Here is a 23,904-nt window from a genome sequence, read left to right on the forward strand (position 1 = left end):
CCGCATCGGTGCCTCCGCGGCGTGCCACGGCCTGCTCGAGGGCGTTCACGGCCAACGAGGCCTGCATCCGCCCGGCCATGGAGTACCCCACGATCCTGCCGGCGTAGAGATCCTTGATCGCGCTTCAGGTAGAGCTTGCCCTCACCGGTGGGGTGCTCGGTGATGTCGGTCAGCCACAGCCGGTTCGGAGCTTCGGCAGAGAAGTCCCGGCGGACGTGGTCGTCGTGCACGGGTGGGCCTGGGCGGGTCCCGTTCTTGCCACGCTTGGCCCCGAACGCGCAGTGCCACCCGTTCTGGCGGCAGAGCCGCCAGGCAGTACGGGCGGCCATTCGCTCCCCGGCCGCCTCGGCCTCGTCCCGCAGCAGCCGGTACCCGAACTCCGGATCGTTCTGGTGGGCGTCGTGCAGGGCGTTGGCCCGGTGGGCCTGCTCCACCTCAGAAACGGCGACGGGCTTCTCCCGCCAGCGGTAGTAGGGCTGGCGGGCGAGCTTGAGGACCCGCAAGGACACCGCGACCGGGATCTGGTCGGCGGCGAGCTCGGACACGAGCGGGTACATCATTTTTTCGGCTTACTTCGCCTGGGAGAGGTAGGCCGCGGCGCGGCGTAGGACTTCGTTCTCCTGCTCGAGGAGCCGGATCCTGCGGCGGGCTGCGCGGAGTTCTTCGGCCTCGGCCTTGGTGGTGCCTGGGATGTTGCCTGCTTCGATATCGGCCTGGCGAATCCAGTTCGTCAGGCAGGACTCGGAGATGCCGAAGTCCTTCGCGATGTCTTTCAGATGGGTGCCGGGCTCACGGTTCTGCGCGACCCGGACGACATCATCGCGGAACTCTTTGGGGTAGGGGGCGGGCATGGTGCACATCCTTCCCTGTGGTGTGGGAACACCACAGATCGTATGTCACCTGTACGTGCGTCAGTCCCTCATCGAGGATCCGGTGTTCCATGACTCGCGCCGATCCCAGCTCGTGCAGATGGCGGATCTGGTGGCCTACACGGCCTTCTGCCACCTGAACCGGCACGCCGGCAACGTCTATGCGTGGAACTGGTACGCGGACCATCTCGCCGCGAGCGACACCCGACGAGGACCAAGGCCCATCTGAGGTAAACACAGCAAGACCCGCCATGCCACGGGCGTGGGGCGGGTCCGCACGGCTAGTCTACGCCCCGGCCGTTCCGAACCGCCACCCGTCAGCCCTCCGCCTGCCCCTGCCGCCAGTAGCCCATGAAGGAGATGGCGCGTTTGGGCACGCCCCGCTCCACCGCCAGCCGCCGCAGGGCCCGCACCAGGGACGACTCCCCGGCCAGGAACACGTAGGCGTCCGCGGTCGACTCCTCCAGCTCGGCCAGGGTCCACTCCCTGTCCTCGCCCTCGGCGGGGGGCGGCGGGACGAGCGGGTCGACGCCGGCCGGCGCCGTGGAGGCGCGGACGCCACCGCCCAGCAGGGCGGCCACGCGCGCCTGCGCCCACGCGCCGGGCACGTGCTGCGGGGCGCGCCGCCCCACGTGCAGGCGCACCCGGCCGTGCTCGGTCACGTCGAGGGGACGGCGGGAGGCGTCCCAGTCCTCCGGCAGGGCCAGGCGCTCGGCGATCAGGTCGGCCGGCCCGGAGCCCTCGGGCAGCTCCAGGACCACGTCCGCCTCGCCGGCGAACCCGCCGAAGGGGTCGGCGAGCTCTTCGGCCACGGAGATCAACGCAGGGGCGGCCGTCTCGTCGCCGACGGCCAGCACCCGGCGGGCGTTCGCGGGACGCCACCCCGCCCACGCCGGGGCCTCCGCCGAGGGGACCAGGACGTTGATGTCGTCGCCGGCGGTCACCGTGCGCGCCCACCGCAGGCCGGGCCCCTGGTGGGGGTCGTCCGCGTCCTCCGGGTCCCCGTGCAGCACCACGTCCACGGTCAGCGCGGGGACCTCGCGGCCGTCCACGCGGGTCCGCCCGGCCGAGCGGACCGTGTACGTCCGCATCCAGCCGCGCTCGGCCTCCGGGATGGCCAGGAGGCCGGCGCGCAGGCCCGCGGACAGGTCCGGGTCGGCGGAGACCCCGCCGGGGGGCGGGACGAGCACCTTCACGTACGCGTCCCGCCGCGGCCGGGCCCCGCGGTAGAGGCGGTGCAGGTCCGGCACGCCCGGCGGCAGGGTGCCGAGCAGGTCCGTGCTGGCCCGCTCGAGGTCCTCGCCGGCCAGCACGATCCGCCGGAACCCCCGGCACGGCTGGTCCACCGACACCACGCGGGTGTGGGCCACGAACATCGACTCGGCGCTCATGCGCGTCCTCCTCCTCGTGCGGCTCGGTCCCCGGCACCGCGGGGGAGCACCACCGGGTGCCCCAGCAGCGGGTCCTGCACCACGTCCGCGTCCAGTCCGAACACCTCGGCCAGCACCTCGGGCACGATCACCTCGGCCGGCGTCCCGGCCGCCGCCACTCGGCCGCGGATCATCGCCACCACGTGGTCCGCGCAGCGTGCGGCCAGGTTCAGCTCGTGCAGCACCGCCACCACGGTGGCCCGGCCCGTGCCGGACCCGTCCGCCGCGCCCGACGCCGACACCGGCCCCGCCTCCGCGCGCGGATCCGGCAGGGCGCGGACGAGGTCGAGGACCTCCACCTGGTGGGAGAGGTCCAGGTAGCTCGTGGGCTCGTCCAGCAGCACCACGGGCGTGCGCTGGGCCAGCACGAGCGCGAGCCACGCGCGCTGGCGCTGGCCGCCCGAGAGCGTGGCCACGTCCCGCCCGGCCAGATCCACGAGGTCGGTGCGCTCGAGCGCGGCGGCGACGGCGTCGTCGTCGCCGGCGGCCCTCGCCCCGAACAGCCCCCGGTGCGGGTGGCGGCCGCGGTCCACGAGCTGCGCCACGGACATGCCCTCGGGCGCCACCGGGTGCTGCGGCAGCAGGGCCACGGTCCGCGCGTAGTCCCGCGCGGAGACGCCGGCCGCGTCCTGGCCCAGCACCTCGAGGGTCCCGGAGCGCAGGGGCAGCTGCCGGGTGAGCCCGCGCAGCAGCGTGGACTTGCCGCAGCCGTTGGCGCCGATGACCGCCGTGACCCTCCCGGCGGGCAGGTCCAGGTCCAGGGGGCCGACCACCGGCGGGGCCGAGGCCGGGCCGTAGCCGAGCTCGACGCCGCGCAGGCGGACGCCGGGGGCGGGGGAGGTGCTGGTCATGCGGATCGGGTCCCTCCTCGGGTGCGCCCCTGCCGCAGCAGGAGCCACAGCATGAGCGGTGCGCCCGCGGCGCCGGTGAGCACGCCCGTGGGCAGGACGGCGCCGTCGGCGAGGACGCCGAGCGCCTCGGCGCCGAGCAGGTCCGCGAGCACCACGATGACCGCGCCGGTCAGCGCGGCGGCGGCTGCGGACGGACGCCCGCGGGTGAGCCCGTGCGCCACCGGCGTGGACAGCAGCGCCACGAAGGCGAGCGGTCCCACGGTGGCCGTCGCCGCGGCGGCGAGCACGGCGCCCACGGCCAGCGCGGCCGCGGAGGTCGGCCGCGGACGGGCGCCGAGCGCGTGGGCGAGGTCGGGGCCGACGTCGGCGGGGGCCAGGCGGGCGTGCAGCGCCCCGGCGGCGGGCAGGGCCACGGCGAGCACCGCGGCCAGCAGGCCGATGCGGCCCCAGGTGACGCCGTTGAGCGAGCCGGCGATCCACACGGTGGCCGACTGCAGGTCGTGCTGGGACAGGCTGAGCATGGTGCCGGCCACCACCGCCTGGCCCGCCGCCGCCACCGCGATCCCGGCCACCACGAACCGCTCGCCGCCCACGGACCGGGCGGCGGCGAAGACGGCGGCCATGGCCACGAGCGCGCCGGCGAGCGCCGCCCCGGCCCGGGCCAGGTCCGAGGTGCCGCCCGTCTGCCCGGACGTCGCGGCCAGGCCCAGCACGACGGCGGCGGCCGCCCCGGAGGTGATCCCCAGGACGTCCGGGGAGGCCAGGGGGTTGCGCAGCGTGCGCCGGTACAGCGCCCCGGCCGTGCCCAGCCCCGCGCCCGTGAGCGCGCCGGCCACCGCGCGCGGCAGCTTCTCCTCGAGCACGATGAAGCTCGCGCCCGGGATGGTCTCGCCGCCCAGGATGCGCACAAGGTCGGGGACGGTCACCTGGTAGGTGCCCCACACGACGCGCAGCAGCACCAGACCGGCCAGGGCGAGGGCCAGCGCCGCGCACACCAGGCCCACGCGGCGTCGGTCGGCGCGGCGCAGGCCGGCGACGACGTCGACCGCGGCGCTCACGAGCCCACCCCCGTCCGCCGCAGCAGCGTCAGCAGCACGGGCACCCCGAGCAGCACGGTGGTCACGCCCAGGTGGATCTCCGCGGGGGCGATGACGAGCCGCCCCGCGAGGTCGGCGAGCACCACGAGGACGGCGCCCCACAGGGCGCAGCCCACCATGAGGGTCCGCGTGGTGGGAGGCCGCAGCCGACGCAGCGCGTGCGGCACCACGAGCCCCACGAAGCCCACGGGTCCGGCCAGGGCCACGGCCGCGGCGGTGAGCAGCACGACCGCGGCCAGCAGGACCGCGCGCACACGCGCCGGACGGCTGCCCAGGCCGTGGGCGAGGTCGTCGCCGAGGGCGAGGGCGTCCAGGCCCGGGGCGGTCACGACGGCCGCGAGGATCCCCGCCCCGATCACCGGCGCGAGCAGCAGCGCGTCGGACAGGTCCGCGCGCGCCACGGTGCCCACGGACCAGAAGCGGAAGCGGTCCTGCACCACGGGCGAGAGCACCAGCAGTGCCGTGGTGCCCGCGGTGGCCCCGGCGGTCACGGCCGCGCCGGCGAGCACGAGCGCCAGCGGGGAGGGGGCGCCCGGGGCGCCGCCCGCGCGGGCGGCGGCCGCGGCGACGGCGTACACCAGCACGGCCGCGCCGAGCGTGCCCAGGGTGGCCAGCGTCATGATCCCCGCGGGGGAGCCGGTGGCCCCGAGCGCCAGGCCCGCCGCCATCGCCAGGGACGCCCCGGCCGAGAGCCCGAGCAGGCCCGGGTCCCCGAGGGGGTTGCGGGTGGCCCCCTGCAGGGCCGCCCCGGCGACGGCGAGCGCGGCCCCCACGAGGGCGGCCGTCACCGTGCGGGGCGCGCGGGAGGCCGCGGCCGCGGCGTCGATCCCCGCCGGGAGTCCGCGTCCGGTGAGCAGCGTGCCCAGGGTGTCGAACGTCGTCGGGAGGGGGACGGTGCGCGCCCCCAGGGCGACGGCGGCGACGGCGGCCACCGCCAGCAGGAGCAGCGGGAGCGCCCCGAACAGGACGCCGGAGCGCATGGGGCGAGCCCCCGCCGTGTCGGGGGAGGGGCGGCGGGGGCTCGCAGCGGTCGGTGGTGCTGAGGGCATGGAGGGTCGGTCAGCCCCGGGCCGTGGCCGCCGCCTCGGCGATCGGCGGCACGACCCTCTTGAGGGCGAAGGGGATGGACAGCGGGGAGAGGGCGGACACGGAGAGCACCTCCTGCTCGTCCACCTGCAGCACCAGGCCGCCCTTCTCGACGGCCGGGATCGTGCGCAGCAGCGGGTCGGACTCGATGGCCGCGCGGGTGGACTCGGCGGCCGCCCAGGAGACGAAGACGTCGGACGCGAGCTCGTCGGCGCGCTCGGGGGACCAGGTGAAGAAGAAGGACTCGTCCGCGGGCGCGTTCTCCGTCACGACCTCGGCCTGCTCCATCCCGAGCAGCTCGAGGAACCGGGGGCGGTTGTCCACGTCGGTGTAGATGCTGATCTGGTCCGCCGCGGCGGGGTCGATCGTGCCGTAGATGAAGCTGGCACCCTTCAGGTCGGCGTGCCGCTCGCCGGCGTCGGCGATCTGCCGCTCGAGGTCCGCGACGAGTTCCTGAGCCTCCTGCCCCTTGCCGAGCGCCGTGCCGATCATGCGCGTGGAGTCCTGCCACGAGGTGCCGAATGCGGGGACGTCCTTCGGGTGGGCCACGACGGGGGCGATCTTGGAGAGGCGTTCGTAGTCCTCCTTCGTCAGCCCGGAGTAGGCCGCCAGGATCACGTCCGGCTGCACGGCGGCGACGGCCTCGGCGTCGATGCCGTCGGCCTCGGACCACTGCACGGGCATCTCGCCGCCGAGCTCCTCCAGCTTCGCGTCGAACCAGTCCGTGGACTGCTGCGCGTTGCCGCCGAACTCCACGGCGGCCATGCCCACCGGGACCACGCCGAGGGCCAGGACGACGTCCTGGTTCACCCAGGAGACGGTGGCCACGCGCTCGGGCCGGGCCGGGATCTCCGTGGTGCCGTAGACGTGTTCGATGCTGACGGGGAAGGGGGCGGCGGAGGTCTCCGACGAGGAGCCGGACGCGGCCGCGGAGCCCGCGGCGGCGGAGGACGAGCCGGCCACGCTCGACGACGAGCCCGTGGGTCCGGTGGTGCAGGCGGAGAGCAGCAGGGCCAGCCCGGATCCCCCGGCGGCGAGCAGGGAGCGGCGGGTCAGGGGGGAAGTCATGGGGGCCTCTCGGTGGTGGCCCGCCCCGTCGGGGCGGATTAGGCGACGCGGTCGTGCGCTAATCCAGGAGGTTAGCCCACCCTAAGTAGACGGGCAAGACGGACGCCCGGCGCCCGGATCCGACGCCGGGCCCGCCCCCCCCGGTGCGGCCCGGCGCGCCCGTACGATGGGCGGGTGACCGAGAACCCCTCCTCCTCGCTGCCGCGTCCCGCCTCCGCCTCCCCGTCCGTCGACGCCGACCACGGCGCGCGCGTGGCCTCGATGTTCGACGGCATCGCCGGTCGCTACGACCTGATGAACGCCGTCATGACATGGGGCCAGGAGCCGCGCCTGGTGCGCCGCACCGTGGAGCGGGCCAACATCCCCGCGGGCGCGGGCGCGCGCGTGCTCGACCTCGCCACGGGCACGGGGGACGTGGCCCTGGAGATCCTGCGCCAGCACCCGGACGCGCAGGTGGTGGGAGCGGACTTCGCCCCCGAGATGATGGAGGTCGGCAAGGGGCGCGAGGGCGGAGACCGCGTCGAGTGGGTCGAGGCGGATGCCATGGACCTGCCGTTCGCGGACGGGGAGTTCGACTCGATCACCCACGGCTACCTGCTGCGCAATGTCGCGGACATCCCCGCCACGCTCGCCGAGCAGTTCCGCGTGCTGCGCCCCGGCGGCTGGGTGGCCGCGCTGGAGACCTCCCCGGCGCCGGAGAACATCGTCAAGCCGTTCTCCAGCTTCTACATCCATCGGGTCATGCCGCGCCTGGCGCGCCTGATCGCGGACCGGCCCGAGGCGTACGAGTACCTCTCCTCCTCCACGCAGGCGTTCCGCACCCCCGAGGAGGTCGCGGACCTGTTCGCCGACGCCGGGTTCGTGAACGTGGGGCATGAGCTGTTCATGTTCGGCACCCTCGCGGTCCACTGGGCCATGAAGCCCGTCGTGTGATCCGTCCCACTGAGGCGGCCCTGGCTGGAATGGGGACCTCTGCGACGTAGGATAACGATCAAGTAACGCTTCGAGGCCTCCCCATGAACGGGGTCCCGGAGTGGAGCTGGACGGTGCGGGGGACGGTCCCATCCCCTCCGGAGCCCGGATCGTCCTCGCACCCGCGGGGCACATCCCCCGCCGCCTGCGGCCCTCGGCCCTCGGCGATGACGCTCCGGCAGGGTGCCGACCCCCGTCAGCGACCACGAAGGGACTCGCTCGCGTGAGCACTTCCCAGCACACCGTCTCTCCCGCCTCGATGTCCGAGCTGCGGCAGGTCCTCCCCGACCTGGCCCACCCGGACGGCTCCCCGGTCCGCGCCCTCGTGGTGGACGCCGAGCCCCTCGTGGCGGACCTGCTCTCCATGGGCTTCTCCCTCTGCGGCTGGGAGACCCAGGTGGCCCGCGACGGCGCGACGGGCGTCCAGGAGGGCACCCGGCGCCGCCCGGACCTCGTCATCCTCGACACGCAGCTGCCGGACATGGGCGGCCTCCAGGTCCTCGCGCGTCTGCGCGCGCACTGGGCCGACCTGCCGGTGCTGGTGCTCACCGCCCGGGCCGAGTCCGAGGACCGCATCGCGGCCCTGTCCGCCGGCGCGGACGACGTCGTCGCCAAGCCGTTCGCGGTGGAGGAGGTCCTCCTTCGCGCGCACCGGATCGTGCAGCGCTCCGGCCTGGCCGCGGCCTCCGGCGAGGAGCTCGTGGTGGGCGACCTCATCATGAACACCCGCACCCACGAGGTGACCCGTGGCGGCGACCGGATCGAGCTCACCGCCACGCAGTTCAACCTGCTGAAGTTCCTCATGGCCAACGTGCGCACGGTGCTCTCCAAGGAGCGCATCCTGCAGAACGTGTGGGGCTACGACTTCGGCGGCCGCGCGAACATCGTGGAGCTCTACATCTCCTACCTGCGCAAGCGGATCGACGCCGGCCGCGAGCCCATGATCCACACGGTGCGCGGGGCCGGCTACGTGATCCGCCCGGTCGAGTCCTGACCCGTCTCCCCGCCGGTGGGCGGCGATCATGACGCATCATCTGACAACGCGGATCCGACAGGGGCTCTCCTTCGGCAGGCGAGGTGCGTCACGTGACCGCCTGTAGCTCGTCGAGCAACGCCCCGGGCGCACCCCGGGGTGCATCACCGAGAGTCGGACGCCGCGACGTCCGCGAAAGGAGCACCATGCAGTTCCGTAAGACCGCCACCGCCCTGACCCTGAGCGCGGCCGTGCTGATGGGTGCCGGCGTCCCCGCCGCCACCGCGTCCACCTCCGCCACCCCCACCGCCACCGCGTCCACCACCGCGCCGGCCTCCTCCTCGGCCCCCGCCGAGAAGCAGGAGACCCGCGACGAGGACAACGGCGACTGGGGCCTGTGGGGCCTGCTGGGCCTCCTCGGCCTGGGCGGCCTCCTGGGCCGCAACAAGAAGCGCGAGACCGTGCGCCACGAGCCCGTGCGCGAGACGCACCGCGTGGACACCACCACCCACCGCGTGGACAACAACACCCACCACACCGACGGCCGCGTCACCGACGCCACGGACCGCCTGCGCGGCACCGACGGCCACCGCGGCGACGGCATCCCCGGCAACGGCCGCTGAGCCACGCCGCACGCAGCATCCTGACGGCCCGCATCCGGGAGGCATCGACCTCCCGGGGCGGGCCGTCGGCCTGGCCGGGGACGTCCGGGCCGCGCCCGGCCTCACATCCTCCCGTGCCCCGGTGCGGCGCGCCGGTCCACAGGTCGTCCCGGAACCGTCCCGGGAGCGAGAGGATGGAGGCATGCGCACCTGCCACGACCCGCACGCCCCCGCCGCCCTCCCCGACGACGAGGCGACGGGGCAGACCATCCGGGTGTCCGCCGTCGTGATGGCCCGCCCGGACGGCCGCGTGCTGACGGTGCGCAAGGCCGGCACCGGGATGTTCCTGTTCCCCGGCGGCAAGCACCACCCCGGCGAGGAGCCGCTGGACACCGCCGTCCGGGAGACCGCCGAGGAGACCGGGCTGCGGATTCGCCCGGACGAGCTGATCCACCTGGGCGCGTGGGACACCCCCGCGGCCAACGAGCCGGGCGCCGCCCTGCACGCCGAGGTCTACGGGCTGTGGCGGCCGATCGCCCGGCACGAGGTCCCCGAGCCCACGGACGAGATCGTCGAGCTGCACTGGATGGACCCGGCCGCCCCGCAGACCCCCGCCGGGCACGCGGTGGCGCCGCTGCTGCTCCCCGTGCTGGCCGCCGTGGCGGCGACGCCCCTGTTCTGAGCGTCCCCACGGCCGCCGGGTCAGCGGGGCCGCCGCGTGGCCACGGCCCGCAGCTCGTCCACGCGGACCAGCAGCTCCACCTGCAGCAGGGCCGGCCATGCGTGCACGAGCAGGCCCAGCGCCACGGCCACGAGCGCCCAGCCGGGATGCCCGGCCACGGCCAGCGCCACGGCCGCCGCCCCGTGGAATGCGGTGGACACCGTGTGGCTCACCAGGGCGCCCACGGCGTCCCGGCGGAACGCGCGCACGTCCGCGCGGGAGCGGATGGGGCGGCGCACCCGGCGGTTCCAGCCCGCCACGGTCAGCTCATGTGCCAGCCATCGGGTGCCGAGCCGGCGGGCCAGCGCGCCCACGCGGTGCAGCCGGCGCCACGGGCGGTCCACCAGGCGGTCCGTGGGGGCGCCGTACACGGGCCCGAACCCGAACGTCCCCGCCGTCAGGACGGCGACGTACACCCCGGGAGAGGCGGGTGTGATCGCCGCGAACCCCCACGCCAGCACCGCGGCCACGGCCAGGGCGCCCAGCAGTGCGGAGGGTCTCATGGGGCGAGGCTACCGGGAGCCGTGCCGCTGACTACCCTGAACCGGTGACCTCCCTGCTCCGCATCCTCCGCTTCGCACCCGAGCTGAACCCCCTCTACCTCGGCATCGCCCTCAGCGCGGTGCTGCGGGCGATGCTCGCGCTGGCCACGCCGTTCCTCATCGGCGCGGCCACGGACCGGATCGTGGACGCGATCGCCGGCCGCTCCACGGTGGCCGAGGCCGTCACCGCGGTGACGTGGCTGGCGGCGGCGTTCCTCGCCGTCGAGCTGGCGGCCACCGCCGTGGTGTCCGTGGGCGGCTACTGGGGGGACGTGATGGCCGCGCGCATGCGCACCCTCCTCTCCGCGCGGTACTTCGACCACCTGCTGCACCTGCCGCAGGGGTACTTCGACACGGAGATCACCGGCCGCATCACCAACCGGCTCAACCGCTCCATCACCGAGCTCACCCAGTTCCTGAACTTCTTCGCGAACAACGCGTTCACCATGCTCATCACCACGGTGGCCGTGCTGGTGATCTCGGGGACCTACTGGTGGCCGCTGGCGGTGCTGCTCGCCGTCGTCTTCCCCGTGTACATGTGGCTGACCGCCAAGACCTCCTCGCGCTGGCAGGTGTGGGAGGGGGAGAAGAACACGGAGATCGACATCGCCTCGGGCCGCTTCACCGAGGTCGTGGCCCAGATGCCCGTGGTGCGCGCCTACAACCGGCAGGACACCGAGCTGGCCGGGTTCCGCGAGCGGTTCGGGAGGACCATCGGCATCACACGGGCGCAGTCGCGGTGGTGGCACGCCATGGACGCCGCCCGCCGCGTGGCGCTCAACATCATCTTCGCCGTCCTCTACCTGCTGGTGTTCGTGCGGACCGCGCAGGGCGAGTTCTCCGTGGGGGACATGGTGATCCTCCTGCAGCTGATGAACATGGCCCGCGAGCCCATCTTCTCCATGAGCTACCTCGTGGACTCCGCCCAGCGCGCCGTGGCCGGCTCCCGCGACTACTTCGCCGTCCTCTCCGAGGAGCGCGAGGAGGACCTGCACGCCCGCGCCGCGCGCGCCGCCGTCGTACCCGCGGACGCCCCGGCCGGCGACGACGTCCCCGCCGTGCGCTTCCGGGACGTGCACTTCGCCTACGCGGAAGGCGAGGAGGTGCTCTCCGGGATCGACTTCGCGATCGGCCGCGGGGAGAAGGTGGCGCTCGTGGGCGAGTCCGGCGGCGGCAAGTCCACCATCACCAACCTGCTGATGGGCCTGTACCCGGTGACCTCCGGGCGGATCGAGGTGTTCGGGCAGGACGTGGCCGCCCAGGACCTCGGTGAGCTGCGCGCGCGGATCGCGGCCGTGTTCCAGGAGCCGCACCTGTTCTCCGGGACGGTGCGGGAGAACATCGCCTACGCGGACCCGGACGCCTCCGACGAGCGCGTGCGGGCCGCCGCGCGGGCGGCGTACGCGGACCGGTTCGTCTCCGAGTTCCCCGACGGCTACGACCAGCTGATCGGCGAGCGGGGCCTGCGCCTGTCCGGCGGTCAGCGCCAGCGGATCGCGGTGGCCCGGGCCGTGCTCAAGGACGCCCCCGTGCTCATCCTGGACGAGGCCACCTCCAGCCTGGACACCAAGTCCGAGCGGCTCGTGCAGGCCGCCCTCGACGAGCTCATGGTGGGCCGGTCCTCGCTGATCGTGGCGCACCGCCTGTCCACCATCGCGTCCGTGGACCGGATCGTCACCCTGCGCAAAGGGCGGGTGCAGGAGGTGGGCACGCCCGCCGAGCTCGCGGTGTCCGGGGGCATCTACTCCCAGCTGCTCGAGCTGCAGCAGGCCGGCACCAAGCAGGCCCGGAAGCTGCTCAAGGAGTACGGGATCGCCGGCTGAGCGTGCAGACGAGGGGGGGTGCCTCTATGGTTTTCGTCAAGCCGCGAGAGCGACTGATGATGGTGCTGGCGGGGCGGTCGGATCTTGATACAGGGTGCCATCGCGGAGCATCGCGTAGAGCACGTCGGTGCGGCGCCGGGCCAGCGCAATCAGCGCCTGGTTGTGGCGTTTGCCCTGGGCTCGTTTGCGGTCGTAGTACGCCCTGGAAGGCGGGTGTGACAGCGAAGCGAACGCTGAGAGGAACAGGGCCCGCTTCAGGCGCTTGTTTCCTCCCCGGGCTACGTGCTCTCCGCGGATCGAGGTCCCTGAGCGTCGGGTGACCGGGGCGATCCCGGCGTATGAGGCCAGATGCCCGGCATCGACGAAGTCCTTGCCCACAACTTCAGTGAGGATGCGTGCGGCGGTCCTGATCCCTACTCCGGGCATCGAGATCAGGACCGGGTGAAGAGGGTGGGCCTCCACCACAGCCTCCACCTGGGAGGCCAGTCCGGCCCGCTGACGGGTCAGTCCGGCGAGTTGTTCGGCCAGGATGGGCACCACGGTGGCCGCGGCCTGCGTGCCAGCCACGACCACGGACTGCTCGTCCAGGGCTTGGAAGATCTGCTCCGTGAGCGAGCCCGCCAGTCGTGGGGCGTGCTTGCGCAGCCGGGCACGCACATTCCCCGCCCCGGCGGTCTTCAGCTGCGCCGGGGTGGGGTACCGGCCGAGAAGGTCTGCCACGGCGGGGTGGGTGATCCTGGGCCCGAGCACGCGCTCAAGCGCCGGGTGGATCTGGGTGAGGAGTCCGCGCAGCCGGTTCGAGGTCGCGGTGATCTGCGCGGCGAGGTCGTCATCGAAACCGGCGAGCATGGCCAGCTCTGCGATCTGTTCCTCATCGACTCGGATGGAGCGCAGCGTATGGGGCATCGTGCGGGCTGCTTCAGCGATGATCGCCGCGTCCTTGGCGTCGGTCTTGGCCGAGCCGGGGTGCAGGTCAGCGATCCGTCGCATCGCCAGCCCGGGCAGGTACGCCACCTCAACGCCCTCGCAGGCCTGGGCCACGGCCACGGGCAGGGCCCCAATCGTGGCCGGCTGGTCCACCACGAGCAGCACCGGCCCGTAGGTGGTGGTGAGCTCGGCGAGGATGCCGCGTAGGCGGGTCTCGTCGTTGGGCAGGGCCTTGTCGTAGACCTTCTTCCCGGCCGCGGTGAGGGCCACGGCGTGGTGCTCGGCCTTGCCGACGTCAAGGCCGATGAACACGGCTGGGGGCTGGACTGTCATCGCGGTCGTCCTCCTGGGCTTGCGGGGGCCATGAGTGTGCTGGCCAGCTCCAGTGGTGATCACGCTCGGCATCCACGTTACGAAGGGCCCCGGTGAGGGGCTCGCGCCTCTATTAGCGATCCGTGGTCACCAGACCGGTCCTCGGTGACAACACCCCCCGGATCATGCAGTCGACTGGGGGCAACGATCATGCCGAGGACCGGCTGGCCGGCACCTGCTCATCCTGATCGATGGAGGAGCCACGAGAAAGGTAACGGGGGCTCCTGCGCTCAGCGGTCCCTGATCTCTGCGGTGGAGTACCGCACGTCCGCGGGGACGTCCACCGTCACCGCGGTGCCCGCCTCCCCCTCGGCCGCGTCCGGGATCTCCCCGCTGAAGCCGCCGCACCCCTCGGACCACGCCACCGGCACGTAGTGGAGGTCCTGGGGGTCCAGGTAGCCGATCGAGGACGGGCCGGCGTCGGGGTCCTCGCACGCCAGCAGCACCCGGTGGGGGCGGACGTCGTTCGGGGCGCCGCTGGAGGTCTCCCTGCCGTCCGCGCCCGTGCCGGTGGTCCCGCCGGCGAGTTCCTCGGCGGCCTCGTCCACGACCGGGGCGTCCTCGCCCGCGGCGAGCACGCCGTGCAGGCCGTCGAGGTCGGGCCCGTCCTGAAACGCGAGCACAGACAGGTCCGGCTCCCACAGGTCCGGGAACGCGACCGCGGTGTTCTCCCTGTCCGGAGCACCGATGACGACCCCGGCGTCGGTCAGCAGGACGCGCGGGTCGCGCCGGATCGAGGCGAGCTCGGCCTCCCGGGCCGCGGAGACCTCGGCCTTCTGCGCGGCCGGGGACGACGACGTCGCCCCCGCGGTGCCGTCGGTCGCAGTCGCGGGGGAGGGGCTCGAGATGGAAGGGCTCGAGGTGACGGAGCCGGCCGCCGAGGAGGCCGGAGCCGCGGACGGCTCGGCGGGGGCGGCGCACCCGGCCAGGCCCAGCGCGAGGGCGAGGGCCGCCGTCGTGCGGGTGACGGGGCGGTGCGGGCGGGCGGCGGTGACGGCCATGGCGGACCTCCGAGCGAGGGGGAGGCGGGGCTCCCGGCGCCCGCCCGGCCTGCCGCCGTGCGGTGCGTGAGGCGAGCCTAGGCGTTCAATGTGACTGATGTCACCCCCGTCAGCGGCCCTTCATCACCGCCAGTCGTCCGGCCTCGCCGGGGGGCACGAGGAACTCGTACCGGATGGCCCCGTCCACGATGTGCTCGGCGGCCACGGTGTACCGCACGTCGATCGGGGAGCAGCGCGGCCCGGTGCCGATCACGAGGTAGGTCTGGCCGGCCACGACGTCCACCCCGGAGGTGTCCGACTCCGGGACGGGCGAGCCGTGCTCGCACAGCAGGACCACCCGGTGGATCTCGCCCGGCCCGGAGACGGGCACGGTGAGCACCCCCGGCTCACCCACGGGGTCCTGCCTGGCCGGCACGAGCGCCTCCGCGACCACGGGCTCGGTCTCGGGATCCCACTCCTCCGACTGCCACACGTCGGTGGTGCGCGCCCAGGCGTCGAAGGTCATGCCGCCCTCGCCCTCGGTGAAGAGCGCCGCCGGCACGTCGACCACGGCGTACCGCGGCCCCTCACGCTCCGCGGCCTCCCTCTCGGCCTGGATGGACGCGCGGGCCGAGGCCGCCGGGTCGTCGCCCTGCGCGGCCGCCCGGGCGTTGGAGAGCGGCTCGCGGCTCTCCTCGGGGGCCGGGTCCGCGCCGACCGAGGTCGAGGACGACGACGGCCCCGCACCGGACCCCGACCCCGCGCAGCCGCTCAGTCCCAGTGCCAGGGTGAGGGCCGCCGTCGTGAGCAGCAGGGCGATCCGGGGGCGGCGGGGGCGTTCCACGGCTTCAGCCTATGCGCTGGATGTGCCGAGGGTCACCCGCCGAGTCTGAGCGCCCGGCGGATCGTGCGGGTGACGGACAGGGCCGTCAGCTGCGAGGTGCGCGGATTGTCCGGGGAGGGCGCGGACGCGACGGCCAGCTCGATCCGACCCGCCGGACCCGCGGCGGTGACCTCATGCCGGGTCCACTCCGCGGCGGCGTCCGCCACGAGCTCCACACGCACCCGCTCGAGGGACCGGGCGAGGAGAGCGGCGTCGTCGTCCCCGGGGCGGGCCGGGCGGCCGCGCGTGGCCCAGGCCAGGGCCACCGCCACGTTCACGTTGGCGGGGAAGCGCTCCACGGCCTCGGCGGGGTCTCCCTCCAGCACGACGACGGGCCCGTCCGCCGGCCGGAGGCCCTTCAGCCGGGCGGCCTCCGCGGCGGACATCCACGGGCGGACCAGCCCGCGGGGGTGCTTGACGCTGCGGATCCGCACCTCGTCCAGGCCGTCCGCCTCTGCGGCGGCCCCGAGGACGTCGAACCCGCCGATCGCCCCGTTGCTCACGTGGAGGCGGCCCGGACCGGCCAGCAGTGCCTCCGCCGCCTCACGACGGGCGAGGGCGCCCACGCTGGAGAGCACCAGGTCAGTGCCGCGGGCCACCACGGCCGGCCCGAACCGCCGGGCCGGGACGATCCCGGCGCACTCCACCACCAGGTCCGCGGCGGGCAGGCCGACGGTCGGGCCTTCCGGGTCCGCGAGGGGGACGAGCCGCACGCCGAGGTCTCCGCGGGCCCGGTGCACCGCCACGTCCCGCACGGCGGCCGTGAGCCGCACCCGGTCGGATTCGCGCTCCGGGGCGAGGCCCGCGGCCACGGCCCGGCCGACCGCGCCGAAGCCCAGCAGCAGCACGGAGCGGGGCCGCGCGTCGTCCGTGGAGGCGGGGGCGCCGGTGCGGGCGGGGAAGTGCGGGGTCATGGCGACCATCCTGGCATCCGCCCCGGAGCGTAGGGGCGGGCGGCGCGCCCGTCAGGCGCGGTCGGCGGTCCGGGCGTCCGACCGGCGGAAGAGCAGGGCGAGGACGGCGCCCGAGAGGTTGTGCCACAGGGAGAACACCGCGCCGGGCAGAGCCGCGGCGGGGGAGATGTACTGCGCCGCCAGGCCCGCGGCGAGACCGGAGTTCTGCATGCCCACCTCGATGGACACCGTGCGTGCCGAGCGGACCGGCACGCGGAGGGCGCGGGCCAGTCCGTAGCCCAGCGCGTAGCCCAGGCCGTTGTGCAACACCACCGCGAGCAGCACCAGCGCGCCGGCGGACAGCACGGTGGCCGCGGAGTTCCCGACGACGGCGGCCACCACCAGGGCGATGAACACCACCGACACCCAGGGCAGGGCCGGCAGGACGCGGTCCACGAGGCGGTGCAGGAGCAGTCGGACCACCAGGCCGCCGAGCACCGGCAGAAGCACGATCGTGACGATCGAGGCGGCCATGGCGGCGCCGTCGACCGCCATGTACTGGCCCGCGAGCCAGAGCGTGAGCAGGGGGGTCAGCAGCGGGGCGAGCAGCGTGGACACGGAGGTCATGGCCACGGACAGCGCCGTGTCCGCGCGGGCCAGGTAGCTGATCACATTGGAGGACGTGCCGCCCGGCGCCGACCCCACCAGGATCACGCCCGCCGCGAGCTCCGGGGGCAGGCGCAGCAGCAGGGCGACGGCCAGGCCCAGCAGCGGCATGATCGCGTACTGCGCCACCACGCCCAGCAGCACCGGCAGGGGCCGCTTCGCCACCAGGGCGAAGTCCGGGAGGGTCAGGGTCAGTCCCATCCCGAACATGATGATCCCGAGGAAGAGGTTCACCTGCGGCAGCAGGGTCTTCGCCGTCTCCGGGGCCAGGAAGCCCACGAGGGCGGCCGCCAGGATCAGCAGGGGGAAGACGGTGACGGCGATGCGGGCCGAGCGGTCCTCGGCCTGCCGGGAGTCGGGTGCGGAGAGGGCTGTCATGGCCTCGAGGGTAGGTCCCCGAGGTCGCCGGTCCGCTTCCTGGACGGAAGATGTCCAGGAAGTGGATCCCCCGGGGGGCGGAGAAGCCCGTCGCCCCGCCCCGGCGCCGTTCCGGCGCGGCTCAGCCCTCCGGTGTCTGGATCAGCTGGAACGTTGCGCCGGCGGGGTCCAGCACGGTGGCCACGACGCCGAACGGCGAGTCCATCGGCCCGTCCACCACGCGGCCGCCGTGCTCCTCGAGCGCCCGCACGGACGCGGCCATGTCCGCGGTCCGGAAGTACACGCGCCAGTGGCTCGGCACGTCCTCCGGCAGCCACTGGGCCGCGTCGCACAGGCCGGCCGTGGCCGCCTCGCCCGCCCCGTTCGTGGCGTAGGCGGGCTCGTCGCCCTCCCCCTCGCTGGCGTCGTCGCCCTGGCCGTCCGCACCCATGGGCACCAGGTCCCAGCCGCACACCGCGCGGTAGAAGTCGGCGTCCGCCGCGACGTCCTTGGACATCACCTCGAACCACACGGAGGTCCCGGGCGCGAGGGGCAGGTCGTGGCCGCCGAACTCGCCGGGCTGCCAGAACCCCACGTACTCGCCGCCCGGGGTGACCACGACGGCCATCCGGCCCAGCGGCCCCACGTCCCTCGGCTCCATGTGCACGCTCCCGCCGTGCTCACGCGCCAGGCGGAGGGTCTCGTCGACGTCGTCGCTGCGCAGGTACACGGACCACACGGCGGGCCCCTCGGCCGGGGCGCCGTCCGGGCCGGGCGGCATCTGCGCGGCGTCCATGGCGCCGCCCACCGTGGCCTCGCCGGCCCGGATCATGCGGTAGTGGCCGTACTCCTCGCCCTGGTCCTCGAACGTCCACCCGAACAGGGCCTCGTAGAACTCCTGCTGCCGGGCGAAGCCCCCGGACAGGTGGTCGATCCAGATCGGGGCGCCGGCGGGGATGCGGTTCTGCTGTTCCGTCATGCGACCAGCATGGTGGCCGGCGTCGGCGCCGGCGACGCGCCAGGGCGTCGGCGTGACCACTCGGGGACAATGGCCGGGATGAGCACCGCCGCCCCCGACTCCCCGAGCTCCCTGCCCGACGACGCCCACACCGCCCGCACGTCCATCCGCCTGGGCGTGCTCGTGGCCCCGGACGTGGACCCGGCCACGGCCCGCTCGCTCGACCCCGCCGCCCTCGCAGCCCGGCTCGACGCCGCCTACCCGGGCCTGGCGTGGGACGTGCGGGTCAGCGCGGAGGAGGTCGGCGATGACGACGACGACTCGCTCGACCTCCTCGAGATCACCCGTGACCGCATGCTGGACGAGGACTGGGACGTCGCCGTCGGGCTGACGGGCCACGCCCTGGTCCAGGGGCCCCACACGCTGCGGGAGCAGGTCTCGCCGGTGCACTCGGCCGGCGTCGTGTCCCTGGCCCTGGCGGAGGGGCGGCCGGAGGACGCGGTCGTGCGCGTCGTCGCCCGCCTGCTGGGCCTGGACCCGGACGAGGGCCGGCCGGGCGAGGACGACGTCCGCGACGCGGTGCGCTGGGCGCGCCAGCTGGCCGCCGACATCGACGACCGCGCCGGGGAGTCCGGCGCCTCCTTCGCCGGGCGCGTGGCCGGGCGCAACGCCCGCATGATCCTGGGGACCGTGCGGGTGAACCGGCCGTGGATGCTGGCGATCTCCCTGACCCGGTCCATGTCCACCGCGCTCGCCACGGGCGCGCTGACCCTCCTGACCACGGACCTGTGGATGCTCTCCGCCGAGTACAGCGGCGTGCAGATGGTGGTGCTGGGCGCGCTGTCCATCGTGGCGGTGACGCTGTCCCTCGTGGTGGGCGCGAAGCTGTGGGAGCGCCCGCGCCGGCCCGCCGAGCGGGAGCAGGTGACGGTGTTCAACATCGCGACGGTCCTGACGGTGCTGATCGGCGTGCTCGTCCTGCACGCCCTGCTCATGCTCGCGGCGCTGGCCGGGGCGCTGCTCCTCGTGGACGCGGATGTGTTCGAGGAGGTCACGGGGGAGGCCGGGACGTTCGTGCAGTTCGCGAAGCTCGCCTGGTTCGTGGGCGGGCTCGCCACGATCGGCTCCGCCCTGGGCGCCGGGCTCGAGAACGACGACGACGTCCGTCAGGCCATCTTCACGCGCGGCGCCCGCTGACCTCCGGCCACTGACCTCCGCCTGCTCTCGGCGGCCGGGGCCGGAGCCCCGGCCCCGGCCCCACCCCGCCCCGCCCTCACACGGCGGCCAGCCCCTCCACCGGGCTCCGCCGCGCCGCCCGACGCGCGGGCAGCACCGACGCCGCCAGACCCGCCAGGGCGGCCACCGCCACCACGAGGCCGAGTTCGGCCCACGGCACCGCGGCCCGCACGAGGCCGGCCCGCCCCGTCACGTTGGCCACGAGCTCGCCGAGGATCAGCTGCGATCCGGCCCAGCCGTAGAACACGCCGAGCGCGCACCCCAGGGCGGCGGCCACGGCCGCGATCAGCACGGCCTCGATCGCGATCATCCCGCGCAGCCCCCGCCGGGTCAGCCCCAGGGCGCGCAGCAGCGCGTTCTCCCGGGTCCGCTCGATCACGGACAGGCTCAGCGTGTTGGCCACGCCGATCAGCGCGATCAGCACGGACACCGCCAGCAGCGCCACCACGATCCCGAGCAGGGCGTCGATCACCTGGGAGTACAGGGCGCGCTCGCCCAGACCGCCCTCGACCACCTGGGCGCCGTCGCCGGCGGCCGCGGTGACGCCCTCGGCGAGATCCTGCAGGTCCGCCACGGCGACGTCGTCGCCCGCGTCCACCAGGACCAGGCCGCCGACCTCGGGGCCGGGCCCCGCGCCGGACCCGGCACCGTCCCCGCCGTCCGCACCGACGGCGGGTCGGCCCTCGGCGCGGACCTGCTCGGCGGTCTCCGGGGTGAGGAACACGGCGGTCAGCAGACCGGAGCCGCGCACGGAGCGCAGGTCCTGGGTACGCCCGTCCACGGTCACGCCGGTGGTGGGCTCCGCCCAGCTGGGCACGTACACGGTGCCCTCGGTGGCGAGGACGCCGGCGTCCCGGTCGGGCGCGCGGGCCACCACGGAGCGCAGGTCCTCGGCGGCCACGGCGTAGGCGGGGGTGCCGTTCACGGTGGCGCCCACGGGCACGGAGCCCACGGCGGCGCTCACCCCCGCCACCTCGGTCACGGCGCGTGCGGCGGCGGCCGGGTCCTGGCCCTGCGGCACGGACACCACGAGGTCCACGGGGAACTCGGTGTCCAGGAGGCGGTCCGTCTCGGCCTGGGCGGTCCGCCCGCCGGTGAGCACGAGCGCCACGAGCGTGGTGCCGATCAGCAGCGCCGCCGCGGTGGCGGCCGTGCGGGAGCGGTGACGTGTGGCGTTGAGCCCGGCCAGCCGACCGGGCACGCCCGCGGGTCGGGCGAGCACGGCCGCGCCCCGCACCGCCGCCGGCACGAACAGCCGGGCCAGCAGCAGCATCCCCAGGAAGGACAGCACGCCGCCGCCCACGGCCGGCAGGAACTCCTGCCCCAGGGCGCCGGACCACATGAGCGCGGCGCCCCCCGCGGCCAGCACGGCCCCGACGGCGGCCCGCACCAGTCCGGCGCGGGAGAGCACCTCAGTCTCGGCGGCCGGGCGCAGCGCCTGCAGCGGCGCCACGCGGGTGGCGGCCCGGGCCGGGCCCAGGGCGGCCACCACGGCCACGCCCATGCCGATGGCGACGACGCCGGCCAGCGGGAGCGGGTCCGCGCCGAAGCTCAGCGCCGGCACCCCGAGCGCCTGACGCGCCACGACCACGACGCCGGCCGTCAGCGCCACAGCCAGCCCGACCCCCAGCAGGGCGCCGAGCAGCCCGGTGAGCAGCGCCTCGAGCAGCACGGCACCGCGGATCTGACGGACGCTCGCGCCCACGGTGCGCAGCAGCGCGAGGTCACGCGTGCGCTGGGCCACGAGCACCTGGAAGGTGTTGGCGATCACCAGCGCGGTCACCACCAGGGCCAGCACCGCGAACCCGCCGAGCACCCAGCCGAACAGGTCCGTGCCGCCGGCCATGCGGCTGAGCTGGTCGCGGGAGGCCTCGTCCGGGGTGGCCACGGCGGCGGCCACGCCCTCGCCGCGCAGGAGATCCGCGACGTCGGCGCGCACCGACTGCGGGTCCGCGCCGTCCTCCAGCCGCAGCAGGGCCGCGGTGGCGAACGGGGCGGACTCGGCCATCCGCAGGGAGTCCACCATCGCGGCGCCGCCCCACACCTGGGCCTGCGAGGACATCATCGGGTCGGGGGAGACGGTGGTCAGCGCGGAGACGGTGGCCTGCACGGCGCCCTGCCCGGAGCCGGCGGTCAGCGTCACGGTGTCGCCCACGCCCACGGCGAGCGTCTCGGCGGTGCCCTCGTCGAGGGCCACGGCACGGGCGCCGCCCGGGGCGGGCAGCGTCCCCTCGAGGACCCGCACGCCCGCCAGGGAGGCGTCCTGCGGCAGGGGGACGGCGACGCCGGCCCGCGGCTCCCCGCCGGCGGCCACCTCAGTCCAGGTCAGCGTGGGGGCGAACGCCTCGGCAACGCCGGGCACCACGGCCAGCGGGCCGGGTTCGCCAGGCGTGCCGGCGAGGGCCGGGAGGCGGTCCATGGCGGAGGCGGCGGCCTCGCCGGAGCCGTCCCCGCCGTCGTCGGGAAGGACCACGAGGTCCGCGCCGGCGTACGTGGCGCCGAGGGTGGCGCGCAGGGTGGCCTGCGCGGAGGAGGCCACCAGGGAGGCGGCGGCCAGGAACATGGTGCCGATCAGCACCGCCAGCACCACGGAGACGTACCGGCGGGGCTGCGTGCGCAGCTGCGCGAGGGCGACGGTCCACATGCTCAGATCGCCCTCCCCTGCTGCAGCGCGGTGAGGGCCTCGGCCACGCGCTCGGCCGTGGGGGCGTGCAGTTCCCCGGCCAGGGCGCCGTCGGCGAGCAGCACCACGCGGTCCGCGGAGGCGGCGGCCACCGGGTCGTGGGTGACCATGATGACGGTCTGGCCCATCTCCCGCGTCGCGCGGCGCAGCAGGGCCAGCACCTCGGCGCCGGTGGCGGTGTCCAGGTTGCCGGTGGGCTCGTCCCCGAACACGACGTCGGGCCGCGTCAGCAGGGCGCGGGCCACGGCCACGCGCTGCTGCTGGCCGCCGGAGAGCTCATGCGGGCGGTGGGTGAGCCGGTCGCTCAGGCCCAGTGCGCCGACGATCTCCTCCAGCCACGCCCGGTCCGGGCTGCGGCCGGCCAGCTCGAGCGGGAGCACGATGTTCTGCTCCGCCGTGAGGGTGGGCACCAGGTTGAAGGCCTGGAACACGAAGCCCACGCGGTCCCGGCGCACGCGGGTCAGGTCGGCGTCCGAGAGACCGGTGATCACGGTGTCGCCCAGGGTCACGGTGCCGGCGTCCGGGGTGTCCAGGCCGGCGAGGCAGTGCATCAGCGTGGACTTGCCCGAGCCGGAGGGGCCCATGATCGCGGTGAAGCGGCCGGCCTCCACGTCCACGTCCACGCCGCGCAGGGCGTGCACGGCGGTGTCCCCGCGGCCGTAGGTCTTGGTGAGGCCGCGCGCGGCGACGGCGGGCGGCGTCGTCGTGGGGGAGGACGCGGAGGCGAGGTGGTGGGCGCCGGCGGCGTGGGAGGCGCCGGGTGCGGGTGAGGCGTTCATGGGACCAGCCTCGCGCCGGGGGCGGGTCGGACGGATCGGAGCGGGGGATGGACCCGGTGGGCCCCGGGGTCCCCCCACGGGTTGACCGGCGACCGGCCGCAGGCAGACCGGGGTGGGAGGATGGACGGCATGAGATCGGACGCCCTCGCCAACCGCCGGGACCTCGTGTCCGCCGCCTCCGGGCTGCTCGCGGAGCAGGGCGCGGGGATGTCCCTGCGCGCGGTGGCGCAGGCGGCCGGCGTGGGCGTCGGCACGCTGTACCGGCACTTCCCCTCCCGCGTGGACCTGCTCACCGCGGTGCTCGAGGACGTGGTGGAGCGGCTGACCGCGCATCTGGAGAGGTTCATCGAGGGGGACGAGCCGGCCGCCGAGCGCTGGCTGCGGCTGTCCCGGGCGCTCGCGGACGAGGAGCTCGCCAACCTGCTGGCCGCGCGGGACTCCCTGGGGCCGGACGAGGGTCCCCCGCCCGAGCGGATGGCGGAGGCCGAGCGCGTGATCATGGCCCTGACCGACCGTGCCGTGGACCTCGCGCGCCGGGACGGGCTCGTGGCCGACGGGGTCGGCGGGCACGACTGGTTCACCGGGCTGCTGATCGTCACCCGGCCGCCGCTGCCCGCCCTCGAGGCGTACGTGAGCGAGCAGCGCGACTGGCTCCTGCGCGTCTACCTCCGCGGTCTGCGGCCCGACTGAGTCCGGTCAGGCCCGCCGCGGCCGCGCCAGGGTGATCGTCACCGCCGCCACCAGGGCCGCGGCGCCGAAGCCGAGCAGCACGCGCGGGATCCCCACCACGTCCGTGGCCAGCGTCAGCCCGGAGGTCACGAGGGCGGCCGTGACCAGCGCGAGGAAGAGGGCCAGGCACTCGGCGTCCGCGCATTCGCGCTGGCGGTCGGCCTCGGCACGGTCGACGACGGCGGGGGCCGGCTCCGCCACGGCGCGGCGGTCCGCCTCTTCCGCGGGACCGGGGACGGGGGTGGGGGCGACGTCGATGGTGCGGTGCGGTGCGGCGGCGGTGGCCATGGGGCTCTCCTCGGGTGGGTCGCCGATCTGGGCGGGCACCGCCCAGCCTCCCGCGCCGCCCCCGCCCGGCGGCACCGCCTTGAGGAGGAACTGTGCGGGGTGGGGGTCATCCCCAGGGA

Annotated in this window: 25 protein-coding genes; 8 read left to right on the top strand and 17 right to left on the bottom strand. The window is 75.1% G+C overall.

Going from position 1 to position 23,904, the window contains the following annotated elements:
* On the bottom strand, positions 1 to 560 hold a 560-nt coding region (locus tag BJ976_RS00005; protein WP_512698567.1), incomplete at its 3' end, for a transposase family protein.
* 9 nt (positions 561 to 569) lie between these two features.
* The gene (locus tag BJ976_RS00010; protein ID WP_221419372.1) at positions 570 to 851 is read right to left on the bottom strand and encodes a transposase; all 282 of its coding nucleotides are present in this window, start codon (positions 849 to 851) and stop codon (positions 570 to 572) included.
* Between BJ976_RS00010 and BJ976_RS00015 the strand changes: the two genes are divergently transcribed.
* Complete coding sequence (locus tag BJ976_RS00015; protein ID WP_135030957.1) at positions 850 to 1,098, top strand: DUF3800 domain-containing protein; 249 nt, start codon at positions 850 to 852, stop codon at positions 1,096 to 1,098. The genes BJ976_RS00010 and BJ976_RS00015 overlap by 2 nt on opposite strands.
* A gap of 88 nt (positions 1,099 to 1,186) precedes the next feature.
* On the opposite strand, the gene BJ976_RS00020 is transcribed toward BJ976_RS00015, so the two are convergent.
* The 5 genes from BJ976_RS00020 to BJ976_RS00040 all read right to left on the bottom strand — a co-directional run bounded on the left by BJ976_RS00020 (position 1,187) and on the right by BJ976_RS00040 (position 6,401).
* Positions 1,187 to 2,260 carry a siderophore-interacting protein gene (locus tag BJ976_RS00020; RefSeq protein WP_135030956.1) on the bottom strand — a complete coding sequence of 358 codons (1,074 nt, stop codon included), beginning with the start codon at positions 2,258 to 2,260 and terminating at the stop codon, positions 1,187 to 1,189.
* Positions 2,257 to 3,150, bottom strand: a complete 894-nt coding sequence (locus BJ976_RS00025) for an ABC transporter ATP-binding protein (RefSeq protein WP_135030955.1) — start codon at positions 3,148 to 3,150, stop codon at positions 2,257 to 2,259. Before BJ976_RS00025 ends, BJ976_RS00020 begins: the two co-directional genes overlap by 4 nt.
* Positions 3,147 to 4,208, bottom strand: a complete 1,062-nt coding sequence (locus BJ976_RS00030; RefSeq protein WP_135030954.1) for an iron chelate uptake ABC transporter family permease subunit — start codon at positions 4,206 to 4,208, stop codon at positions 3,147 to 3,149. The genes BJ976_RS00025 and BJ976_RS00030 overlap by 4 nt, the downstream gene beginning before the upstream one ends.
* The gene (locus BJ976_RS00035; protein ID WP_229667510.1) at positions 4,205 to 5,227 is read right to left on the bottom strand and encodes a FecCD family ABC transporter permease; all 1,023 of its coding nucleotides are present in this window, start codon (positions 5,225 to 5,227) and stop codon (positions 4,205 to 4,207) included. Before BJ976_RS00035 ends, BJ976_RS00030 begins: the two co-directional genes overlap by 4 nt.
* Positions 5,228 to 5,306: 79 nt before the next feature.
* A complete protein-coding gene (locus BJ976_RS00040; protein ID WP_135030952.1) occupies positions 5,307 to 6,401 on the bottom strand; it encodes an iron-siderophore ABC transporter substrate-binding protein in 1,095 nt (364 codons plus the stop codon).
* Positions 6,402 to 6,575: 174 nt separating this feature from the next.
* Here BJ976_RS00040 and BJ976_RS00045 point away from each other — a divergent pair, with 174 nt between their 5' ends.
* The 4 genes from BJ976_RS00045 to BJ976_RS00060 all read left to right on the top strand — a co-directional run bounded on the left by BJ976_RS00045 (position 6,576) and on the right by BJ976_RS00060 (position 9,630).
* Entirely contained in the window at positions 6,576 to 7,334 is a 759-nt protein-coding gene (locus tag BJ976_RS00045; protein WP_229667511.1) for a ubiquinone/menaquinone biosynthesis methyltransferase, read from the top strand.
* Between the two features lie 298 nt (positions 7,335 to 7,632).
* A complete protein-coding gene (locus BJ976_RS00050; protein ID WP_135030958.1) occupies positions 7,633 to 8,367 on the top strand; it encodes a response regulator transcription factor in 735 nt (244 codons plus the stop codon).
* A gap of 185 nt (positions 8,368 to 8,552) precedes the next feature.
* Positions 8,553 to 8,969 (top strand): WGxxGxxG family protein, encoded by a 417-nt coding sequence (locus BJ976_RS00055; RefSeq protein WP_184231786.1) that lies wholly within the window; start codon positions 8,553 to 8,555, stop codon positions 8,967 to 8,969.
* Positions 8,970 to 9,150: 181 nt separating this feature from the next.
* Positions 9,151 to 9,630, top strand: coding sequence for an NUDIX hydrolase (locus BJ976_RS00060; RefSeq protein ID WP_135030951.1), 480 nt, complete (start codon positions 9,151 to 9,153; stop codon positions 9,628 to 9,630).
* Positions 9,631 to 9,650: 20 nt separating this feature from the next.
* Here the strand turns inward: BJ976_RS00060 and BJ976_RS00065 are convergent, their stop codons facing one another.
* Entirely contained in the window at positions 9,651 to 10,172 is a 522-nt protein-coding gene (locus tag BJ976_RS00065; RefSeq protein ID WP_135030950.1) for a hypothetical protein, read from the bottom strand.
* 44 nt (positions 10,173 to 10,216) lie between these two features.
* Here BJ976_RS00065 and BJ976_RS00070 point away from each other — a divergent pair, with 44 nt between their 5' ends.
* Positions 10,217 to 12,034 (top strand): ABC transporter ATP-binding protein, encoded by a 1,818-nt coding sequence (locus BJ976_RS00070; protein ID WP_184231787.1) that lies wholly within the window; start codon positions 10,217 to 10,219, stop codon positions 12,032 to 12,034.
* 36 nt (positions 12,035 to 12,070) lie between these two features.
* On the opposite strand, the gene BJ976_RS00075 is transcribed toward BJ976_RS00070, so the two are convergent.
* The 6 genes from BJ976_RS00075 to BJ976_RS00100 form a co-directional block, all read right to left on the bottom strand.
* On the bottom strand, positions 12,071 to 13,294 hold the full coding sequence (locus BJ976_RS00075) for an IS110 family RNA-guided transposase (RefSeq protein ID WP_184231788.1): 1,224 nt from the start codon (positions 13,292 to 13,294) through the stop codon (positions 12,071 to 12,073).
* Between the two features lie 269 nt (positions 13,295 to 13,563).
* The gene (locus tag BJ976_RS00080; protein ID WP_135030903.1) at positions 13,564 to 14,334 is read right to left on the bottom strand and encodes a hypothetical protein; all 771 of its coding nucleotides are present in this window, start codon (positions 14,332 to 14,334) and stop codon (positions 13,564 to 13,566) included.
* 109 nt (positions 14,335 to 14,443) lie between these two features.
* Complete coding sequence (locus BJ976_RS00085; protein ID WP_167736973.1) at positions 14,444 to 15,157, bottom strand: hypothetical protein; 714 nt, start codon at positions 15,155 to 15,157, stop codon at positions 14,444 to 14,446.
* Between the two features lie 32 nt (positions 15,158 to 15,189).
* A complete protein-coding gene (locus BJ976_RS00090) occupies positions 15,190 to 16,110 on the bottom strand; it encodes an aspartate dehydrogenase domain-containing protein (protein WP_135030906.1) in 921 nt (306 codons plus the stop codon).
* Positions 16,111 to 16,161: 51 nt separating this feature from the next.
* Positions 16,162 to 17,133 carry a bile acid:sodium symporter family protein gene (locus tag BJ976_RS00095; RefSeq protein ID WP_135030907.1) on the bottom strand — a complete coding sequence of 324 codons (972 nt, stop codon included), beginning with the start codon at positions 17,131 to 17,133 and terminating at the stop codon, positions 16,162 to 16,164.
* A gap of 121 nt (positions 17,134 to 17,254) precedes the next feature.
* Complete coding sequence (locus tag BJ976_RS00100) at positions 17,255 to 18,091, bottom strand: VOC family protein (RefSeq protein WP_135030908.1); 837 nt, start codon at positions 18,089 to 18,091, stop codon at positions 17,255 to 17,257.
* 78 nt (positions 18,092 to 18,169) lie between these two features.
* Between BJ976_RS00100 and BJ976_RS00105 the strand changes: the two genes are divergently transcribed.
* Positions 18,170 to 19,267, top strand: a complete 1,098-nt coding sequence (locus BJ976_RS00105) for a hypothetical protein (RefSeq protein ID WP_184231789.1) — start codon at positions 18,170 to 18,172, stop codon at positions 19,265 to 19,267.
* A 76-nt stretch (positions 19,268 to 19,343) separates the two neighbouring features.
* Here the strand turns inward: BJ976_RS00105 and BJ976_RS00110 are convergent, their stop codons facing one another.
* Positions 19,344 to 21,950: an FtsX-like permease family protein gene (locus tag BJ976_RS00110; RefSeq protein ID WP_135030909.1), complete on the bottom strand. Its 2,607-nt coding sequence runs from the start codon at positions 21,948 to 21,950 to the stop codon at positions 19,344 to 19,346.
* A 2-nt stretch (positions 21,951 to 21,952) separates the two neighbouring features.
* Complete coding sequence (locus BJ976_RS00115; RefSeq protein ID WP_135030910.1) at positions 21,953 to 22,768, bottom strand: ABC transporter ATP-binding protein; 816 nt, start codon at positions 22,766 to 22,768, stop codon at positions 21,953 to 21,955.
* 129 nt (positions 22,769 to 22,897) lie between these two features.
* Between BJ976_RS00115 and BJ976_RS00120 the strand changes: the two genes are divergently transcribed.
* On the top strand, positions 22,898 to 23,458 hold the full coding sequence (locus BJ976_RS00120) for a TetR/AcrR family transcriptional regulator (protein ID WP_135030911.1): 561 nt from the start codon (positions 22,898 to 22,900) through the stop codon (positions 23,456 to 23,458).
* 6 nt (positions 23,459 to 23,464) lie between these two features.
* On the opposite strand, the gene BJ976_RS00125 is transcribed toward BJ976_RS00120, so the two are convergent.
* Positions 23,465 to 23,785: a hypothetical protein gene (locus BJ976_RS00125; RefSeq protein ID WP_135030912.1), complete on the bottom strand. Its 321-nt coding sequence runs from the start codon at positions 23,783 to 23,785 to the stop codon at positions 23,465 to 23,467.
* Positions 23,786 to 23,904 lie beyond the last annotated feature (119 nt).

The sequence above is a fragment of the Micrococcus flavus genome, assembly GCF_014204815.1.
Lineage (GTDB): Bacteria > Actinomycetota > Actinomycetes > Actinomycetales > Micrococcaceae > Micrococcus > Micrococcus flavus.

Coding starts and splice junctions, on each gene's coding strand:
- BJ976_RS00110 (WP_135030909.1), bottom strand. CDS start 21,950: ATGTGGACCGTCGCCCTCGCGCAGCTGCGCACGCAGCCCCGCCGGTAC.
- BJ976_RS00120 (WP_135030911.1), top strand. CDS start 22,898: ATGAGATCGGACGCCCTCGCCAACCGCCGGGACCTCGTGTCCGCCGCC.
- BJ976_RS00035 (WP_229667510.1), bottom strand. CDS start 5,227: ATGCGCTCCGGCGTCCTGTTCGGGGCGCTCCCGCTGCTCCTGCTGGCG.
- BJ976_RS00055 (WP_184231786.1), top strand. CDS start 8,553: ATGCAGTTCCGTAAGACCGCCACCGCCCTGACCCTGAGCGCGGCCGTG.
- BJ976_RS00010 (WP_221419372.1), bottom strand. CDS start 851: ATGCCCGCCCCCTACCCCAAAGAGTTCCGCGATGATGTCGTCCGGGTC.
- BJ976_RS00020 (WP_135030956.1), bottom strand. CDS start 2,260: ATGAGCGCCGAGTCGATGTTCGTGGCCCACACCCGCGTGGTGTCGGTG.
- BJ976_RS00125 (WP_135030912.1), bottom strand. CDS start 23,785: ATGGCCACCGCCGCCGCACCGCACCGCACCATCGACGTCGCCCCCACC.
- BJ976_RS00060 (WP_135030951.1), top strand. CDS start 9,151: ATGCGCACCTGCCACGACCCGCACGCCCCCGCCGCCCTCCCCGACGAC.
- BJ976_RS00090 (WP_135030906.1), bottom strand. CDS start 16,110: ATGACCCCGCACTTCCCCGCCCGCACCGGCGCCCCCGCCTCCACGGAC.
- BJ976_RS00065 (WP_135030950.1), bottom strand. CDS start 10,172: ATGAGACCCTCCGCACTGCTGGGCGCCCTGGCCGTGGCCGCGGTGCTG.
- BJ976_RS00075 (WP_184231788.1), bottom strand. CDS start 13,294: ATGACAGTCCAGCCCCCAGCCGTGTTCATCGGCCTTGACGTCGGCAAG.
- BJ976_RS00115 (WP_135030910.1), bottom strand. CDS start 22,768: ATGAACGCCTCACCCGCACCCGGCGCCTCCCACGCCGCCGGCGCCCAC.
- BJ976_RS00105 (WP_184231789.1), top strand. CDS start 18,170: ATGAGCACCGCCGCCCCCGACTCCCCGAGCTCCCTGCCCGACGACGCC.
- BJ976_RS00095 (WP_135030907.1), bottom strand. CDS start 17,133: ATGACAGCCCTCTCCGCACCCGACTCCCGGCAGGCCGAGGACCGCTCG.
- BJ976_RS00025 (WP_135030955.1), bottom strand. CDS start 3,150: ATGACCAGCACCTCCCCCGCCCCCGGCGTCCGCCTGCGCGGCGTCGAG.
- BJ976_RS00080 (WP_135030903.1), bottom strand. CDS start 14,334: ATGGCCGTCACCGCCGCCCGCCCGCACCGCCCCGTCACCCGCACGACG.
- BJ976_RS00050 (WP_135030958.1), top strand. CDS start 7,633: ATGTCCGAGCTGCGGCAGGTCCTCCCCGACCTGGCCCACCCGGACGGC.
- BJ976_RS00100 (WP_135030908.1), bottom strand. CDS start 18,091: ATGACGGAACAGCAGAACCGCATCCCCGCCGGCGCCCCGATCTGGATC.
- BJ976_RS00040 (WP_135030952.1), bottom strand. CDS start 6,401: ATGACTTCCCCCCTGACCCGCCGCTCCCTGCTCGCCGCCGGGGGATCC.
- BJ976_RS00015 (WP_135030957.1), top strand. CDS start 850: ATGGTGCACATCCTTCCCTGTGGTGTGGGAACACCACAGATCGTATGT.